15 protein-coding genes and 1 tRNA gene are annotated in these 19,111 nt (G+C 44.6%); 1 reads left to right on the forward strand and 15 read right to left on the reverse strand.

The window, feature by feature from the left end; translation table 11 throughout:
- The 15 genes from CWC03_RS02030 to deoC all read right to left on the reverse strand — a co-directional run.
- Positions 1–102, reverse strand: a 102-nt coding sequence (locus tag CWC03_RS02030; RefSeq protein WP_046354627.1) for a GTP-binding protein, incomplete at its 3' end; no start/stop codon positions are given.
- A gap of 57 nt (positions 103–159) precedes the next feature.
- Positions 160–2,274: an elongation factor G gene (gene fusA / locus CWC03_RS02035; protein ID WP_138580378.1), complete on the reverse strand. Its 2,115-nt coding sequence runs from the start codon at positions 2,272–2,274 to the stop codon at positions 160–162.
- 27 nt (positions 2,275–2,301) lie between these two features.
- Positions 2,302–2,772 (reverse strand): 30S ribosomal protein S7, encoded by a 471-nt coding sequence (rpsG, locus tag CWC03_RS02040; RefSeq protein WP_010376219.1) that lies wholly within the window; start codon positions 2,770–2,772, stop codon positions 2,302–2,304.
- A 100-nt stretch (positions 2,773–2,872) separates the two neighbouring features.
- Entirely contained in the window at positions 2,873–3,247 is a 375-nt protein-coding gene (gene rpsL / locus CWC03_RS02045) for a 30S ribosomal protein S12 (RefSeq protein ID WP_010367657.1), read from the reverse strand.
- Positions 3,248–3,597: 350 nt separating this feature from the next.
- Positions 3,598–7,779, reverse strand: a complete 4,182-nt coding sequence (rpoC, locus tag CWC03_RS02050) for a DNA-directed RNA polymerase subunit beta' (RefSeq protein ID WP_138580379.1) — start codon at positions 7,777–7,779, stop codon at positions 3,598–3,600.
- 109 nt (positions 7,780–7,888) lie between these two features.
- The gene (rpoB, locus tag CWC03_RS02055) at positions 7,889–11,914 is read right to left on the reverse strand and encodes a DNA-directed RNA polymerase subunit beta (RefSeq protein WP_010607819.1); all 4,026 of its coding nucleotides are present in this window, start codon (positions 11,912–11,914) and stop codon (positions 7,889–7,891) included.
- Between the two features lie 350 nt (positions 11,915–12,264).
- Positions 12,265–12,627, reverse strand: a complete 363-nt coding sequence (gene rplL, locus CWC03_RS02060) for a 50S ribosomal protein L7/L12 (RefSeq protein ID WP_010376226.1) — start codon at positions 12,625–12,627, stop codon at positions 12,265–12,267.
- A gap of 71 nt (positions 12,628–12,698) precedes the next feature.
- Positions 12,699–13,193 (reverse strand): 50S ribosomal protein L10, encoded by a 495-nt coding sequence (gene rplJ, locus CWC03_RS02065; RefSeq protein ID WP_128725818.1) that lies wholly within the window; start codon positions 13,191–13,193, stop codon positions 12,699–12,701.
- Positions 13,194–13,532: 339 nt separating this feature from the next.
- Positions 13,533–14,237 carry a 50S ribosomal protein L1 gene (gene rplA, locus CWC03_RS02070; RefSeq protein ID WP_010376228.1) on the reverse strand — a complete coding sequence of 235 codons (705 nt, stop codon included), beginning with the start codon at positions 14,235–14,237 and terminating at the stop codon, positions 13,533–13,535.
- 6 nt (positions 14,238–14,243) lie between these two features.
- Positions 14,244–14,672 (reverse strand): 50S ribosomal protein L11, encoded by a 429-nt coding sequence (gene rplK, locus CWC03_RS02075; protein ID WP_010376229.1) that lies wholly within the window; start codon positions 14,670–14,672, stop codon positions 14,244–14,246.
- A gap of 167 nt (positions 14,673–14,839) precedes the next feature.
- Positions 14,840–15,397 (reverse strand): transcription termination/antitermination protein NusG, encoded by a 558-nt coding sequence (nusG, locus tag CWC03_RS02080; RefSeq protein ID WP_138580380.1) that lies wholly within the window; start codon positions 15,395–15,397, stop codon positions 14,840–14,842.
- A gap of 4 nt (positions 15,398–15,401) precedes the next feature.
- Entirely contained in the window at positions 15,402–15,779 is a 378-nt protein-coding gene (gene secE / locus CWC03_RS02085; protein ID WP_010376231.1) for a preprotein translocase subunit SecE, read from the reverse strand.
- Positions 15,780–15,912: 133 nt separating this feature from the next.
- Positions 15,913–15,989, reverse strand: a tRNA-Trp gene (locus CWC03_RS02090).
- Between the two features lie 96 nt (positions 15,990–16,085).
- Positions 16,086–16,586 carry a hypothetical protein gene (locus CWC03_RS02095; RefSeq protein ID WP_138580381.1) on the reverse strand — a complete coding sequence of 167 codons (501 nt, stop codon included), beginning with the start codon at positions 16,584–16,586 and terminating at the stop codon, positions 16,086–16,088.
- Positions 16,570–17,319, reverse strand: coding sequence for a deoxyribose-phosphate aldolase (deoC, locus tag CWC03_RS02100; protein WP_138580382.1), 750 nt, complete (start codon positions 17,317–17,319; stop codon positions 16,570–16,572). Before deoC ends, CWC03_RS02095 begins: the two co-directional genes overlap by 17 nt.
- A 349-nt stretch (positions 17,320–17,668) precedes the next feature.
- Between deoC and cysG the strand changes: the two genes are divergently transcribed.
- A complete protein-coding gene (cysG, locus tag CWC03_RS02105; protein WP_138580383.1) occupies positions 17,669–19,090 on the forward strand; it encodes a siroheme synthase CysG in 1,422 nt (473 codons plus the stop codon).
- Positions 19,091–19,111: the final 21 nt, after the last annotated feature.

Here is a 19,111-nt window from a genome sequence, read left to right on the forward strand (position 1 = left end):
GTTAGTGATTGCTGCAGTTAGTGTAGTTTTACCGTGGTCAACGTGGCCGATAGTACCAACGTTTACGTGCGGTTTTACGCGTTCAAACTTTTCTTTTGCCATTTTCAAATTTCCTATAAAGAAATTAAAGTCCAGCCCTAAGACCGGACCGAACTAAAATTACTTAACAGCGCGAGCTGCAATTATTGCATCAGCTACGTTTTTAGCCGCTTCAGCATACTTTAGGAATTCCATAGAGTATGATGCGCGCCCTTGTGTAGCGGAGCGTAAGTCTGTTGCATAACCAAACATTTCAGAAAGCGGTACCTGAGCATTAATTTGCTTCGAGCCACCAAATGCTTCTTCCATGCCTTCAATTATGCCACGACGACGGTTTAAGTCGCCTACTACATCACCCATGTTTTCTTCAGGGGTGATTACTTCTACTTTCATGACAGGCTCAAGTAGAACTGGATTTGCTTCTAGCGCGCCCTTTCTAAAGCCCATCGAACCTGCGATCTTAAACGCCATCTCGTTTGAGTCAACATCGTGGAACGAGCCATCAAACAGGGTAGCTTTAACACCCAATAGCGGATAACCGGCAAGCACACCTTGCTTCATCTGCTCTTGAATACCTTTATCAACCGCTGGGATATATTCTTTTGGTACTGTACCACCTACGATTTCGTTAACGAATTCGTATATAGGCGCATCATCATCAGAAACATCCATTGGTTCTAGCTTCAACCAAACGTGACCATATTGACCACGACCACCAGATTGACGCACAAACTTACCTTCAGCTTCAACAGAAGCTCGGATAGTTTCGCGGTATGCAACCTGAGGCTTACCAACGTTACAGACAACGTTAAACTCACGCTTCATACGATCGACAATGATATCTAAGTGAAGTTCACCCATACCAGAGATAATCGTCTGACCTGATTCTTCGTCCGTTTCTACACGGAATGAAGGATCTTCTGCTGCAAGTTTACCAAGTGCAACGCCCATTTTTTCTTGGTCAGCTACTGTTTTAGGTTCTACTGCGACCGAGATTACAGGCTCAGGGAACTCCATACGTTCTAACGTAATTGGGGCATCTTGAGCACAAAGTGTATCACCAGTAGTCACATCTTTTAGGCCGATAGCAGCCGCGATGTCACCCGCATGAACTTCTTTAATCTCTTCACGCGAGTTTGAGTGCATTTGAACAATACGTCCAAAACGCTCTTTTTTACCTTTAACAGGATTTAGTACCGAATCACCTTGGCTAACTTTACCAGAGTAAACTCGGAAGAAAGTAAGTGTGCCAACGAATGGATCGGTTGCGATCTTAAATGCAAGCGCCGCAAACGGTGCATTATCGTCAGCTTCACGCGTATCTTCGGTTTCGTCTTCTAAGACACCTTGGATAGCTTTTACTTCAGTAGGCGAAGGCATGAATTCAATCACAGCGTCAAGCACAGCCTGAACACCTTTGTTCTTGAATGCACTACCTGTCGTCATTGGCACAATTTCATTGGCCAATGTGCGTTGGCGAAGGGCTGATTTAATCTCTTCTTCGCTCAACTCACCATCTTCAAGATATTTTTCCATTAGCTCTTCAGAAGCTTCTGCAGCGCTCTCAATTAGATGAGAACGCCATTCTTCAGCAAGCTCAAGAAGATCTGCTGGGACCTCTTCGTAGTTGAAAGTCATCCCCTGGTCTTCTTCATTCCAGTTAATCGCTTTCATCTTGATAAGGTCAATAACACCTTTAAATTCATCTTCAGCACCAATTGGTAGCTGAATAGGCACAGGTGTAGCACCGAGACGTTTTTTAACTTGTTCAACAACAGACAAGAAATTAGCCCCCGTACGATCCATCTTATTGACGAAAATCATACGTGGTACTTCGTATTTGTTTGCCTGACGCCAAACGGTCTCAGTTTGCGGTTGCACACCTGATGAAGCACATAACACAACAACAGCACCATCAAGTACGCGCAATGAACGCTCTACTTCGATAGTAAAATCTACGTGTCCTGGAGTATCGATGATGTTTACACGATGCTCATCAAACTGAGCATCCATCCCTTTCCAGAAACACGTCGTTGCAGCAGAAGTGATCGTGATACCACGCTCTTGCTCCTGCTCCATCCAGTCCATAGTTGCGGCGCCGTCGTGTACCTCACCAATCTTATGAGAAAGACCAGTATAAAAAAGTACACGCTCGGTCGTAGTTGTTTTACCCGCATCTACGTGAGCACATATACCGATGTTACGGTAGCGCTCAATCGGAGTTGTCCGTGCCATAATATCCTCTTAAAGGGTGTTAGCAGATTACCAACGGTAGTGAGCGAATGCTTTGTTCGCTTCAGCCATACGGTGAACGTCTTCACGTTTCTTAACCGCAGTGCCTTTGTTTTCAGCAGCGTCGATCATCTCTTGAGCAAGACGAAGACCCATTGATTTTTCGCCACGCTTACGTGCAGCTTCAACCAACCAACGCATACCTAGTGCGTTACGACGCACTGGACGTACTTCAACTGGTACTTGGTACGTTGAACCACCAACACGGCGAGATTTAACCTCTACCTGTGGGCGAACGTTATCAAGTGCAGATTCAAAGATTTCTAGGTGCGACTTGCCTGATTTTTCAGCAGCCACGTCTAGCGCACCATATACGATTTTTTCAGCAGTAGATTTCTTGCCGTCAAGCATTACTACGTTAACGAATTTAGCAAGAAGCTCTGATCCGAACTTCGGATCTGGAAGAATTTTACGTTGACCTATTACGCGTCTTCTAGGCATTTTCTTTCTCCGGTATCTTCAGGTCCGTGCTAACACGGATTCCCAAAACAATATATAAAAATTTAAAACTTAAGTGCTTGGCCTTACTAACGGAGAACCATTAGCCCTTAGGACGTTTTGCACCGTACTTAGAACGAGCCTGTCTACGGTCGTTTACGCCTGCACAGTCAAGTGCACCACGAACAGTGTGGAAACGCACACCTGGTAAGTCTTTAACACGACCACCACGGATTAGGATTACACTGTGCTCTTGTAGGTTGTGACCTTCACCACCAATGTATGAAGTTACTTCGAAACCGTTAGTTAAACGTACACGCGCTACTTTACGTAATGCAGAGTTTGGTTTCTTAGGTGTTGTTGTATATACACGAGTACATACACCACGCTTTTGTGGACAAGCTTTAAGAGCAGCTGAGTTGCTCTTTGTAACCTTGCTACGACGTGGCTTACGCACTAGCTGGTTAATAGTTGCCATTAAATAGCTCCTGAATTAATAAATTACTACTGAAAAATAAAATCTTACCATTTAGGCCAAATCCAATTTTCTTGAACGACTAAAATGGGTGGCCGAATTTTAATGACCAAAGTTTAACCTGTCAACCAAAAGTCGTCATCAGCGCTAAGTAAATGCATGCAATTCGGATGGTTTTGCCTGCGAAGCTATTGAAAGTTAACAAAAGTTAGCGATTGCATTGAAAAACCTTTGTTGCAGTATACATATTGATGTGACGCTTTGATGGCAATTCGACCAGCGAGTTGTAAAGGCATAAAAAAACCGCTGTATTCACACAGCGGTTTTTCAATTAATTCGCTAAATGGCGAGGATTACTCGTTGCCACCTAGTAAATCAGCGTTTAGTGCGTCTGTCAGCGCTTGAGTTGCCTCTTCAGCACTTACTGTTTGCTCTTCAACAGCTGCTTCACCTTGCTTACGACGGTTGATGCGTTCTTCATGGTATGCGAAACCTGTACCCGCTGGGATCAAACGACCCACGATTACGTTTTCTTTCAGACCACGTAGCTCATCGCTCTTACCATTAACCGCAGCTTCGGTTAGAACACGTGTTGTTTCCTGGAACGATGCCGCTGAAATAAACGATTCAGTCGCAAGTGACGCTTTAGTAATACCCATTAGTTGAATTTCAAACTTAGCTGGGATCTTACCTTGCATTTCTAGTTCACGGTTAGCGATGTTTACACGTGCAACTTCAGCTTGCTCGCCTACTAGGAATTCACTGTCACCACCATCAAGGATGATACACTTACGAAGCATCTGACGAACGATAGTCTCAATGTGCTTATCGTTAATCTTTACGCCCTGTAGACGGTATACTTCTTGTACTTCGTTAGTGATGTAGTTAGATACATCAGTAACACCACGTAGACGTAGGATGTCGTGCGGAGACTCAGGACCATCGGCGATTACTTCACCTTTAGCCACTTGTTCACCTTCGAACACGTTAAGCTGACGCCATTTCGGGATCATCTCTTCGTATGCATCACCCTCTTCCGGTGTGATCACAAGACGTTTCTTACCTTTAGTCTCTTTACCGAAGCTAACGGTACCTGTGATTTCTGCAAGGATTGCAGGATCTTTTGGCTTACGCGCTTCGAATAGGTCAGCAACTCGAGGTAGACCACCCGTGATATCACGAGTCTTCGAACCTTCTTGTGGAATACGGGCCAATACCGAACCAGGTAGTACTGTTGCACCATCTGTGATTTCAATCGTTGTGAATGAAGGTAGACGGATCTCTTGAAGACCACGTTCTTCGTTCTCAATGATTAGTTTAGGCTCTTTCGCGTTTACTTTCGCAAGATCCTTAACAACCACACGTGTTAGACCAGTTAATTCATCAGTCTGTGCTTCAGTGTTTGAATCATCGATATCGCTGAACGATACTTTTGACTCATGTTCAATGATGATTGGGTGACTATGCGGGTCCCAAGTAGCAACGATATCGTTACCTTTAACGTCAGCACCATCTTGTACAGTTAATACTGCACCGTAAGGAACTTTATAACGCTCTTTCTCACGACCGTGCTCATCAATTATCGTGATCTCGGTTGAACGAGATGTGATAACGATTTTGCCATCAGCATTGATTACAAACTTCGCATTGTGAAGTTTCAGATTACCATTGTTCTTAACTTGAACACTGTTCTCTGCAGAAGCTCGTGATGCCGCACCACCGATGTGGAATGTACGCATCGTAAGCTGTGTACCCGGCTCACCGATTGACTGTGCCGCGATTACACCAACTGCTTCACCAGGGTTGATGATATGGCCACGCGCCAAGTCACGACCATAACAGTGTGCACACACACCAAAGTCGTTTTGACAGGTGATTACAGAACGTACTTTAACTTCGTCTACTGAGTGCTCCTCTAGAAGATCACACAGTTTTTCGTCAATCATTACGTTACGTGCAACAAGTACTTCAGTGGTACCTGGCTTACATACATCTTCAGCGACAACACGACCTAGTACACGCTCGCGAAGCGGCTCTACAACGTCACCACCTTCAATTAGCGGCTTCATTACTAGACCTTCTTCAGTACCACAGTCTGATTCATTGATAACCAAATCTTGTGCTACATCTACTAGACGACGAGTTAGGTAACCCGAGTTCGCAGTCTTAAGTGCTGTATCGGCTAGACCCTTACGCGCACCGTGTGTCGAGATAAAGTACTGTAGTACGTTTAGACCTTCACGGAAGTTCGCTGTGATTGGCGTTTCGATGATTGAACCATCTGGACGTGCCATTAGACCACGCATACCCGCTAGCTGACGGATCTGAGCAGCACTACCACGAGCGCCCGAGTCTGCCATCATAAACACTGAGTTAAATGACGGTTGTTCTTCTTCGTTGCCTTCTGCGTTGATAACCGTTTCTTTTGAAAGGTTAGCCATCATCTCGCGAGAAAGGTTTTCGTTTACACGTGACCAGATATCGATAACTTTGTTGTATTTCTCACCGGCAGTTACAAGACCTGATTGGAACTGTTGGTTGATTTCTGCAACTTCAGCTTCCGCACGATCGATGATCTCACCTTTCGTTGGTGGGATTACCATGTCATTGATACCGATAGAAACACCTGACTTCATCGCGTAGTGGAAACCGGTATACATCACTTGGTCAGCAAAGATAACTGTATCTTTAAGACCTAGACGACGGTAACACTCGTTAAGAAGACCAGAAATTTGTTTCTTACCTAGTGGTTTGTTGATCAGTTCAAACGGCAAGCCTTCAGGGATATTCAATGAAAGGATTGCACGACCAACTGTCGTATCAACTAGGTGAGTTAACGTGCCGCGCTCACGTGTTTCTTCGTCGATAGTCACTTCTGTGATACGCACTTTAACACGAGCGTGAAGCTCAGCAGCACCTACACGGTATGCTTTTTCAGCTTCTTTAGCATCTTTAAATACAGTGCCTTCACCTTTACCGTTGATGCGATCGCGAGTCATGTAGTAAAGACCTAGTACAACGTCCTGTGAAGGAACGATGATTGGCTCACCGTTAGCTGGTGCTAGGATGTTGTTGGTAGACATCATCAATGCACGCGCTTCCAACTGCGCTTCAAGCGTCAGTGGTACGTGAACAGCCATTTGGTCACCATCGAAGTCAGCGTTATACGCCGCACACACTAGCGGGTGCAGGTGGATCGCTTTACCTTCGATAAGTACAGGTTCGAATGCTTGGATACCTAGACGGTGAAGTGTTGGCGCACGGTTAAGTAAAACCGGGTGCTCACGGATAACTTCATCTAGTACGTCCCAAACCTCTGGTACTTCACGCTCAACCATCTTCTTCGCCGCTTTGATGGTTGTCGCCATACCACGGCGCTCTAGTTTACCGTAGATAAATGGCTTGAATAGCTCAAGTGCCATCTTCTTAGGTAGACCACACTGATGTAGTTTCAGCGTAGGACCAACGGTGATAACAGAACGACCTGAATAGTCAACACGCTTACCTAGAAGGTTTTGACGGAAACGACCTTGCTTACCTTTGATCATGTCTGCAAGCGACTTCAGTGGACGCTTGTTAGAACCCGTAATTGCACGGCCACGACGACCATTATCAAGTAGCGCATCAACCGCTTCTTGAAGCATACGCTTTTCGTTACGCACGATGATGTCTGGTGCAGCTAGGTCTAGAAGACGCTTCAAACGGTTGTTACGGTTGATCACACGACGGTAAAGGTCGTTCAGATCTGAAGTCGCAAAACGACCGCCATCTAGTGGTACTAGAGGACGTAGATCTGGTGGAAGAACCGGTAGCACGCTCATTACCATCCACTCAGGGTTGTTCCCTGATTGATGGAACGCTTCCATTAGTTTAAGACGCTTAGTGATTTTCTTACGCTTAGTTTCAGAGTTGATTGTTGGCAACTCTTCACGCATTTCAGCGATTAACTGACCAAGGTCTAAGTCACGAAGTAGATCAAGTACAGCTTCTGCACCCATCTTCGCTTCAAACTCATCACCGTGCTCTTCAAGTGCATCTAGATATTCTTCTTCACCCAGTAGTTGACCGCGCTCAAGCGTAGTCATACCTGGCTCAGTTACCACGAATGATTCGAAGTAAAGTACGCGCTCGATATCACGAAGCGTCATATCTAGCATTAGGCCGATACGTGACGGAAGTGATTTCAAGAACCAAATATGCGCAACTGGGCTAGCCAGCTCGATGTGACCCATACGGTCACGACGTACTTTTGTTAGCGTTACTTCAACGCCACACTTTTCACAGATAACACCACGGTGCTTCAAGCGCTTGTATTTACCACACAAACACTCGTAATCTTTTACTGGGCCGAAGATACGGGCACAGAATAAGCCATCACGCTCAGGCTTGAAAGTACGGTAGTTGATTGTCTCAGGTTTCTTTACTTCACCGTAAGACCATGAACGCACCATGTCTGGCGAAGCAAGACCAATGCGAATTGCATCGAATTCTTCGGTCTTATTTTGTTGCTTCAGAAACTTAAGTAAGTCTTTCACCTTAGCTCTCCTGTCGGAGGTTAATCTTGAGGGCAAGCCATGCTTGCCCCTACATTCTTTTCAGTCCGGTTGCAGTTATGCAACGCCGCAGCGCACTGCGGCGGTCGGATTAAATTTCTTCCAACTCGATGTTGATACCTAGCGAGCGGATTTCTTTCAACAGTACGTTGAACGACTCAGGCATACCCGGTTCCATCTTGTGGTTACCGTCTACGATGTTCTTATACATCTTAGTACGACCGTTAACGTCATCCGACTTCACTGTCAACATTTCTTGTAGCGTGTAGGCAGCACCGTATGCTTCTAGTGCCCATACCTCCATCTCACCGAAACGCTGACCACCGAACTGTGCCTTACCACCCAGCGGCTGCTGAGTAACTAGGCTGTAAGAACCTGTTGAACGCGCGTGCATCTTGTCATCAACAAGGTGGTTCAGTTTCAGCATGTACATGTAGCCTACTGTTACTTGACGCTCAAATGCATCACCAGTACGACCATCATATAACGTTACCTGACCACTTCTTGGATAACCACCAAGCTCTAGCATGTCTTTGATTTCAGCTTCACGTGCACCATCAAATGCTGGTGTTGCGATTGGAAGACCGCCTTTAAGGTTATCTGCCAAGCGACGGATTTCATCATCAGAGAAGTTAGCAATATCTACTTTCTGACGGCAGTCACCGATTTCGTAAGCTTTCTTGATGAATTCGCGTAGCTCGTGAATTTCACGTTGCTCTTTCATCATTTCTTCAAGACGTTCACCGATACCACGAGCAGCTAGACCCATGTGAGTTTCTAGGATCTGACCGATGTTCATACGAGATGGTACACCCAGCGGGTTAAGTACGATATCTACAGTACGACCTTTATCATCGTAAGGCATGTCTTCAACAGGAACGATAGTTGAGATTACACCCTTGTTACCGTGACGACCCGCCATCTTATCACCAGGCTGGATACGACGTTTAACAGCTAGGTATACTTTAACAATCTTAAGTACGCCAGGCGCTAGGTCATCACCCTGAGTGATCTTACGACGCTTGTTCTCAAAACGCTTATCGTAGTCAGCTTTAAGCTCGTCATACTGTGCAGCTAATTGCTCAAGCTCTGCTTGATGCTCTTCATCAGCAAGGCTTTGTGTTAGTAGCTTCTCAGTGTTAAAGCCAGCAAGCTGCTCTTCACTCATACCTGATTTAATCAGTAGGTTACGAGCGTGAGTCAGGATACCGCCTTCAAGGATTCTGAACTCTTCGTTGAAGTCTTTCTTCGCTTCGCGAAGCTGCATATCTTCAACTTCTAGTGCACGTTTGTCTTTTTCAACACCGTCACGCGTAAACACTTGTACGTCGATAACCGTACCAGATACAGAGTTAGGTACACGTAGTGAGCTGTCTTTAACGTCAGACGCTTTTTCACCGAAGATAGCGCGTAGTAGCTTTTCTTCAGGTGTTAGCTGCGTTTCACCTTTAGGCGTTACTTTACCTACAAGGATGTCGCCGCCTTTCACTTCAGCACCGATATATACAACGCCTGATTCGTCAAGCTTACCTAGTGCAGACTCACCTACGTTTGGAATATCCGCAGTGATTTCTTCTGGACCAAGCTTAGTATCACGAGCAATACACTGAAGCTCTTGAATGTGGATAGTCGTTAGACGATCTTCTTTTACAACATTCTCTGAAAGTAGGATTGAATCCTCGAAGTTGTAACCATTCCAAGGCATGAACGCTACGCGTAGGTTCTGACCAAGTGCTAAGTCACCTAGGTCTGTTGAAGGACCATCAGCAAGCACGTCACCACGTACCACCGGCTCACCAACCATACAAGTTGGTTTCTGGTTGATACAAGTGTTTTGGTTTGAACGTGTGTACTTAGTTAAGTTATAGATGTCGATGCCCGCTTCACCTTGGATGCGCTCATCTTCATTAACGTTAACAACAATACGGCTTGCATCAGCATACTTAACGATACCGCCACGCTTAGCAACGATTGTTACACCAGAGTCTTTCGCTAGTGTACGCTCAATACCAGTACCAACTAGCGGCTTATCAGCACGTAGTGTAGGTACAGCTTGACGTTGCATGTTCGATCCCATCAATGCGCGGTTCGCGTCATCGTGTTCTAAGAATGGGATAAGCGCTGCCGCCACAGAGATTACCTGCTGTGGAGATACGTCCATATACTGGATGCTGTCGCTTGGCATAAAGGTTGATTCACCTTTAAAACGACATGGAATCAATTCTTCAGCAAATTGGTTGTCATCAGTTAGCGTTGTATTCGCCTGTGCGATAACGAACTGACCTTCTTCAATTGCTGATAGGTAATCAACATCGTCAGTAACGATACCGTCTACTACTTTGCGGTATGGAGTCTCTAAGAAACCATAGTCGTTTGTACGCGCGTATGTAGATAGCGAGTTGATTAGACCGATGTTTGGACCTTCAGGTGTTTCGATAGGACAAACACGACCGTAGTGCGTTACGTGTACGTCACGTACTTCGAAGCCAGCACGCTCACGAGTTAGACCACCCGGACCTAATGCAGAAATACGGCGCTTGTGCGTTACTTCTGAAAGCGGGTTGTTCTGGTCCATAAACTGTGAAAGCTGTGAAGAACCAAAGAATTCTTTTACTGCTGCAGAGATTGGCTTAGCGTTGATCAAATCCTGTGGCATAACGTTATCTAGGTCACCAAGACTTAGACGCTCACGTACAGCACGCTCAACACGTACAAGACCTACACGGAATTGGTTTTCAGCCATTTCACCTACAGAACGGATACGACGGTTACCTAAGTGGTCGATGTCATCAACATCGCCTTTACCGTTACGGATGTCGATCAATACCTTCATCACGCTCACGATATCTTCTTTAGATAACGTACCGTCACCTTCGTCTGAATCATAACCAACACGGCTATTGAACTTCATACGACCAACCGTTGAAAGGTCGTAGCGCTCTTCAGAGAAGAATAGGTTATCAAATAACGCTTCTGCAGCTTCTTTTGTTGGTGGCTCACCAGGACGCATCATGCGATAGATTTCTACCAATGCTTCTAGGCGATTGTTAGTAGAGTCAACACGTAATGTCTCTGACATGTACGCACCGCTGTCTACTTCGTTGATGTAAAGCGTATCGATCTTTGAGTGACCCGCTTTCACCAATTCAGCCATAAGCTCTAGTGAAAGCTCAGTGTTCGCTTCTGCAATCACTTCGCCTGTTGATTCGTCGATATAGTTTTTAGCAACAACACGACCGATGATGTACTCATGCGGTACTTCAAGAGTGTCGATGCCTTGCTTTTCGATGCTCTTAATATGGCGTGCAGTAATACGACGGCCTTTTTCAACCAATACGTCACCATTTGCATCTTTAATATCAAATGCAGCGGTTTCACCACGTAGGCGTGAAGGCACAAGTTCCATCAACACTTTGCCATCTTTTACTTCGAAACTTGTTGTTTCAAAGAATAGTGCCAAGATTTCTTCTGAAGTGAACTCTAGTGCACGTAAGATGATAGATGCTGGTAGTTTACGGCGACGGTCAATACGAACGTAAAGGTTATCTTTAACGTCGAATTCAAAGTCAAGCCATGAACCACGGTAAGGGATCACACGTGCGTTATATAACACTTTACCAGATGAGTGTGATTTACCACGGTCGTTATCAAAGAATACACCAGGTGAACGGTGTAGCTGAGAAACGATAACACGCTCAGTACCATTGATTACAAAAGTACCGGTGTCTGTCATGAGCGGGATTTCGCCCATATAAACTTCTTGCTCTTTTATGTCTTTGACTGTGCCAGGTGCATCTTTGTCCATTAGCACAAGACGTAGTTTAACGCGAAGTGGAGCAGAATATGTCACACCGCGAATTTGACATTCTTTAACGTCAAATACTGGCTCGCCAATACGATAACTGACGTATTGAAGTTCAGAGTTGCCCGAGTAGCTCTTGATAGGGAATACAGAACGGAAAGCAGCTTCCAATCCAGTATCACCATCGGCATCAGGCGCAATGAACTTATCGAACGATTCCAACTGCATTTGCAGTAGGAAAGGTATGTCCAAAACCTGTGGACGTTTACCAAAATCCTTACGGATACGTTTCTTTTCAGAATAAGAGTAAGCCATGGGGTTCCTCAGCTTGCTGATCTTTGACCCAACCTGTCCAAAATTGAACAGACTTCACTGGCATCTAAGCCATGATAACAACATCTAAATTGTCACACTAACTTGCTTAACTAACGGCTTAAATGAGCACAATTCAGGCTATATTCAAATCGTTTATGTCATCAAATTAGTGTTACTTCAAATGCCATTGCGATTTTCAACAAAAACTTCTAAGTTATTGAAAATTACAGTGAAATTCGAAGATTTATGCACGATAGAAATGTATATCTCTATAGCGCAAAAGGGCCGGTGATTAAATAATCACCAGCCCTTGCCTGATTTCTCAGGCAGCGAACCTAGCGGGAGCTAGATTACTTGATCTCAACTTGAGCACCAGCTTCTTCAAGATCTTTCTTAAGCGCTTCAGCTTCTTCCTTAGATACACCTTCTTTGATAGGTGCAGGAGCAGACTCAACTAACGCTTTAGCTTCTTTAAGGCCTAGACCTGTTGCGCCACGTACCGCTTTGATTGCAGCAACTTTGTTACCGCCAGCAGCAGCTAGGATTACGTCGAACTCAGTCTTTTCTTCAGCAGCTTCAGCAGGACCAGCAGCAACAACAGCAGCAGCTGCAGTTACACCGAACTTCTCTTCCATAGCTTCAACTAGTTCAACAACTTCCATTACTGACATTTCAGCAATAGCGTCAAGGATTTGGTCTTTAGTTACAGACATTTCAAATTTCCTAATTATTTACGAACCCATGCGGTTCAAAAAATTTATTAAAGAAAGGAGCGTTGCTTAGATTAAGCAGCTTGCTCAGCTTTCTGTACACGTACCGCTTCAATTGTTTTACACAATTTGCCAGCAGACGCTTCTTTCATAGCGCTCATTAAGCGTGCAACAGCTTCGTCGTAAGTAGGTAGCTTAGCAAGCATATCTACATCAACGATTTTGCCTTCGAATGCAGCAGTTTTAAGCTCAAATGCTTCGTTCTTTTTCGCGAAATCTGCAAAGATACGCGCAGCAGCACCAGGGTGCTCTGAAGAGAAAGCGATTAGGCTTGGACCAACTAGTGATTCGTTAAGGCATTCGTAATCAGTGCCTTCAACAGCACGTTTAGCTAGGGTGTTACGAACAACTTTCATCCATACACCAGCTTCACGAGCTTCTTTACGAAGAGCAGTGATTGCACCTACTGTTACACCACGAGAATCAGCAACAACTGCTGAAAGAGCACCTTTGGCAGCTTCGTTGACTTCAGCAACAATTGCTTTTTTGTCTTGAAGATTTAAAGCCATGGGTGTTACTCCTGGTTTATAGAAAAACACATATATGTTTTTCAGTTCTACTCTACCCTGCTAAAAACTTTAGCAGAGATGCTTTTTACGGCGAGAGCCAGAAGATTAGGAAAATCTAGCTGGGATTCACACCGTCTACGTAGGACGATTAAGGCCGAAGCCACCTACGGTCTTGGACGGAAGCGCAATTTATCGATTCATTGTAGACCATGATGGAAACAATTTTCGAAATTATGCGCTTCAACCCGAATTCTTTGCTTTGTAAAGAAGCACACTTCTCTACAAAATGGCGCAAAATTATAGTCTAATTTTTACGCCATGTAAACGCCAAACTCTAAATTATACTACTTGAGTATTTAGAGTAGCTTGGTCTAAAGCAACACCAGCACCCATCGTAGTAGAGATGCTTACTTTCTTCACGAAAGTACCTTTTGCAGTAGAAGGCTTAGCCTTCTTAAGCGCGATGATTAGCGCTTCAAGGTTTTCTTGAAGTTGGTTAGCGTCAAAGTCTACTTTACCGATAGTAGTGTGGATGATACCGTTCTTATCGTTACGGTAACGAACCTGACCAGCTTTAGCGTTCTTAACAGCTTCTGCAACGTTAGGCGTTACAGTACCTGTTTTAGGGTTAGGCATAAGACCACGTGGACCTAGGATTTGACCTAGTTGACCAACAACGCGCATTGCATCTGGAGAAGCAACAACAACGTCAAAGTTCATTTCGCCTTTCTTAACTTGCTCTGCAAGGTCTTCCATACCTACTAAATCAGCACCAGCTTCTTTAGCAGCTTCAGCATTTGCACCTTGAGTGAATACCGCTACGCGTACATCGCGACCAGTACCGTGAGGTAGTACAGTTGCACCACGTACGTTTTGGTCAGATTTACGAGCATCGATACCTAGGTTTACAGCAACGTCAACACTTTCAACGAACTTAGCAGTAGCAAGTTCTTTTAGAAGAGCAACAGCTTCGTTGATTTCGTACTCTTTAGTCGCATCCACTTTCTCGCGGATAGTACGCATACGCTTAGTTAATTTAGCCATTCTCAATTACTCCTCTACGTTCAAGCCCATTGCACGTGCAGAACCTGCAATCGTGCGTACAGCTGCGTCCATATCAGCAGCAGTAAGATCTGGACGTTTCGTCTCAACGATCTCTTCAAGTTGAGCACGAGTAACTGTACCAACTTTTTCAGTGTTAGGACGACCAGAACCAGACTTGATACCAGCAGCCTTCTTAAGAAGGTATGCCGCAGGTGGAGTCTTCATTTCAAAAGTGAAAGAACGGTCACTGTAAACAGAAATAACAACAGGAACAGGTGCGCCTTTTTCGATAGACTCTGTACGTGCGTTGAACGCTTTACAGAATTCCATGATGTTTACACCGTGTTGACCTAGTGCAGGACCTACTGGCGGACTAGGGTTAGCCATACCAGCAGCAACTTGTAGCTTGATTAGAGCTTCAACTTTCTTAGCCATGATAATACCTCAATTGTGGGTCTTTGCCTCGTGCGCGCGAGGACGCGTACTCAAACGGCTTCCCAGTTAAAAAATTCAGTCTTTTTGCCGCATATTTTTGCGTACAACAAAAAGGCCGCTGATTATAGATTAATCAGCGGCCTTTGACAACTTTTTCAAGTTAGAATTTATTTGTCTTTCTCAACCTGACCAAATTCTAGGTCTACAGGCGTTGAACGACCGAAAATAAGTACCGAAACTTTCAGGCGACTCTTTTCGTAATCCACTTCTTCAACCACACCGTTGAAGTCAGCAAATGGACCATCTGTAACACGAACCACTTCACCCGGCTCAAATAAAGTAGCAGGTTTCGGTGCTTCAGCATTTTCTTGCAGACGGTTAAGAATACGATCCGCTTCTTTTTGACTGATTGGTGCAGGACGGTCTGACGTACCACCAACAAAGCCCATTACACGCGGTGTACTATTCACCAAGTGCCAAGACGCATCGTCCATCACCATTTGAACTAATACATAGCCAGGGAAGAATTTACGCTCAGATTTACGTTTCTGACCTGCACGCATTTCAACCACTTCTTCAGTCGGCACAAGGATCTCACCGAATAGGTGTTCTAACCCTTCGATTTTAATATGCTCGATAATGGTTTGTGCTACGCGTTTTTCAAAACCTGAAAACGCTTGGATCACGTACCAACGTAATTTCTTTTCTTTGTTCTCATCCGACATGGGATCAGATCTCCAATCCAGTTAAAAAGCCTACTGCACGGAAAAGTATACCATCTAATCCCCATAGGATTAATGCCATAATCACCGTTGCAATGATCACGATGAAAGTAGTGTGAGTCGCTTCCTGACGCGTTGGCCAGATAACTTTACGTACTTCAATACGTGATTCTTTAGCAAAAGCGATAAAGGTACGGCCTTTTTCAGTCGTTACCAAAATGCCCAAAGCCGCAGCGATAGCTGCAACTACACCAACAGCGCGTACTAAAACAGATAAATCGGCATATAGATAATTACCAACTACGGCACCAGTTAGAAGTGCAATAGCAGCTAGCCACTTTACCGTGTCCATCGAGCTTGACGAGTTTTCAACATTAGTGCTCATAATCAATTTTACCTTAAATACAGACACAACAACCCTGCATAGAACAGGGTAAATCCATTCAATCCAAATTTACAAATAAGCGACTTAAGTGGTTTTGGGTCACGTTATTTTAAATGTGGACTTGTTGCTGAATTGGCAGGGGCGGCAGGACTCGAACCCGCAACCATCGGTTTTGGAGACCGCTGTTCTACCAATTGGAACTACGCCCCTGCAAAGTGGATGCCCATTATACTGACGAAGCAAACGAAAACAAGTGTAAAAGATATGCAAAGTAACATTTAATCTAAACTTGGTTTTGCGACGGCTTTAGAAAAGACGCAATAAATCTCCGTGATAAAAATCACAAAGCACCCAAACTTGCTCAAATGGATGACAATCAGGGATCTCCCAAGCGGCTTTTAAGCGCTTAAAATCGTCAAGATGATAAATGGGGCTGGCATTTCGAATTAACAACCAAACACGTTGTGAATCATAGTGTTTTTTGGCTTTTTGATTGAGCAGCCGCTGTAAGCCGATACTCAGTTGATCGGAGTCAGCGGCTTGACTCATTGCTGCTAGCTCTCTTTGCGTGGAGAGAGACAGCGGACGCCCAAGCACAGCCATCGCTTCTTTCTCACTGGCATAAAAATGGGCTATTTCTATATCAAGCTGTGTTTTTCCTTGATAACAACTGACGTCCGGTTTATTAGGCTCATTGTGCCAAATATGGCGCATATGCACTGCAAACTGCTTTTCATAACTGCGTAAAAACAGTTTAGCCGCGTCATGCTCAAGCTTTACCTTTTCTGCTTCACTCGCTCTGTCCATTCACAACCACTGCTACATCACTCAATAGGCTTGAAGCACCGAATCTAAAATTATTGGCATTGAGCCACTCGGCCCCCATAATTTCTTCCGTCAATCGTAAATATCGCTGCGCTTCTACTACTGACTTTACTCCACCGGCCGCTTTAAATCCAACTGATTTACCGCTGCTTTTGATTGTCTTAAGGATAACTTCAGCCGCTTCTGGTGTAGCATTGACAGCAACCTTTCCAGTACTTGTTTTAACAAAGTCAGCGCCCGCCATAATGGCAAGCTGCGCGGCCTCCGCAATGAGCTTTGGCTTGGCCAATACGCCACTTTCGATGATGACCTTAAGCTTTGCTTTACCTTGACAGGCAAGCTTGCTTGAATGCACATATTGCCAAGGTGTATCTGGGTCACCCGCCATCAGCTGCTGATAAGGAAGCACAAGATCAATTTCGTCGGCACCATCTGCGATTGCTGAATGAGTTTGTGCAACGACCTGTTGGAGTTTTTGCTCTCCAGATGGGAAGTTGGTCACCGTTGCCACTTTTATCTGCGACCAACCACGCTTTTCCAATTCTTCTTTTACTAACGCCACAAATTGCGGATACACGCAAATCGCCGCAGGTAGTCCGATATCGGGGTTAATGCTATTCAATAGCGCGAGAATACTTGCCGGCGTATCGTCCTCTTTCAAAGAGGTCAAATCCATTAAACTCAGCGACAATCGAGCATCAGATTGTAAAGTCATTACCGTGTTCCTTTTCACTCTATGTAATAAGCCTAGTTAAATGCATACAGTAGGACCAACAATAGGACAAATGTCCGCATACAATTACCTGTCGGATACGGTTTTTACTATGGTTCATTAAATGAATATCTCATAACCAAACACTATAATCGTCAAACCACGGTAAAAACTTAAGCTAACCCCATGAAATAAAAAGGAAGTGATATTTACCCGCTTTTTTTATAACTTTTGGTTATATGGAGTCGGTTTAAATTATTTTTTCCCACATTTGCAACTCTATATGCTGCGCTCTATTACTGATATCAATCAATATTGATATCAACCGTCGTAATGTTTAGCAGAGGTTATCGTGCAATACTTGCCAATTTTTACCAAACTAGAAAATAAACCTGTATTGATTGTAGGTGGTGGTGAGGTTGCGCTAAGAAAGTGCCGCGCCTTTTTAAAAGCCAATGCAGCAGTTACTTTGGTTTCACCTGAGTTTTGCGCTGAGCTTTTATCACTAGCAGCGGATGCTAGCGTTGCACTTCGGCATAAACCATTTGATGCATCAGACCTAGATAATGCCATGTTAGTCGTTGCGGCAACGGATATTGAAGCCGTAAATGCAGAGGTGGCAGAGCTTGCTGAAGCTCGCAACCTTTTTGTTAACGTAGTCGACGACCAACCAAAGTGTAATTTTATTTTTCCTTCCATCGTGGATAGAAACCCTATAACGATTGCTATATCCAGTGCTGGAACTGCGCCCGTCCTTGCAAGACGATTACGAGAGAAGTTAGAAACCCTTATTCCACAGCATATTGGTCCGCTGGCAACGCTTGTTGGTCAATTCAGACATAAAGTCAAAGCGCGCTTTAAACACTTTGCTGACCGTCGTCAGTTTTGGGAATCCGTCTTTGATTCTAATGTGGTAAGTGAAGTACAAGCTGGTAACAATGAAAATGCACAAATTCAACTTGAAGCCATGCTAGAAAGTACTCCCTCCCCTGAAGGCGAGGTTTATGTCGTCGGTGCGGGCCCTGGCGACCCTGAGCTACTGACGCTTAAGGCATTACAACTCATGCAACAAGCCGATGTTGTGGTTTATGACTACCTAGTTTCAGACGAAATCATGGATCTTGTGCGTCGTGACGCTGATTTAATCTGCGTGGGCAAAAAAGCCGGTAATCATAGTGTTAAGCAAGAACACACCAACAAGATTTTGGTTGATTTAGCCAAACAAGGTAAAAAGGTTTGTAGAATAAAAGGCGGCGACCCATTTATTTACGGTCGCGGTGGCGAAGAAGTGCAAGTATTGGCCGAAAATAACGTGAAATATCAAATTGTTCCTGGCATTACTGCAGCAGCAGGATGTAGCGCATACGCTGGTATTCCATTAACTCATAGAGATCATGCTCAAGCTATTCAATTTGTGACTGGGCATTGCAAGCAAGATGGACAAGAACTCGACTGGGAAGGCTTAGCTAAGGCGAATCAAACGCTTGCTGTATACATGGGAGTGATTAAATCGCCGCATATTCAGGCGCAATTACTCGCTCATGGTCGCTCGCCGAATACACCTGTAGCAATTGTTGAAAATGGCACGCGTAAGTCTCAGCGTGTCGTAAGAACACAATTAGATCAACTTGCACAGACCATTACTGCGCATGATATTCAGTCACCAGCACTACTGATTATTGGTGAAGTGGCAGCATTACATGAGCAATTAGCTTGGTTTAATAAGAACAATCAAATCAGTAGCTTTGCTCAACCCATTACGCAAGTCGCGTAATGGCCGTAACAGATAGTTAAA

Origin of the sequence: Pseudoalteromonas sp. S2755 (genome assembly GCF_005886535.1) — a bacterium.
In the GTDB taxonomy this organism is placed as follows: domain Bacteria; phylum Pseudomonadota; class Gammaproteobacteria; order Enterobacterales; family Alteromonadaceae; genus Pseudoalteromonas.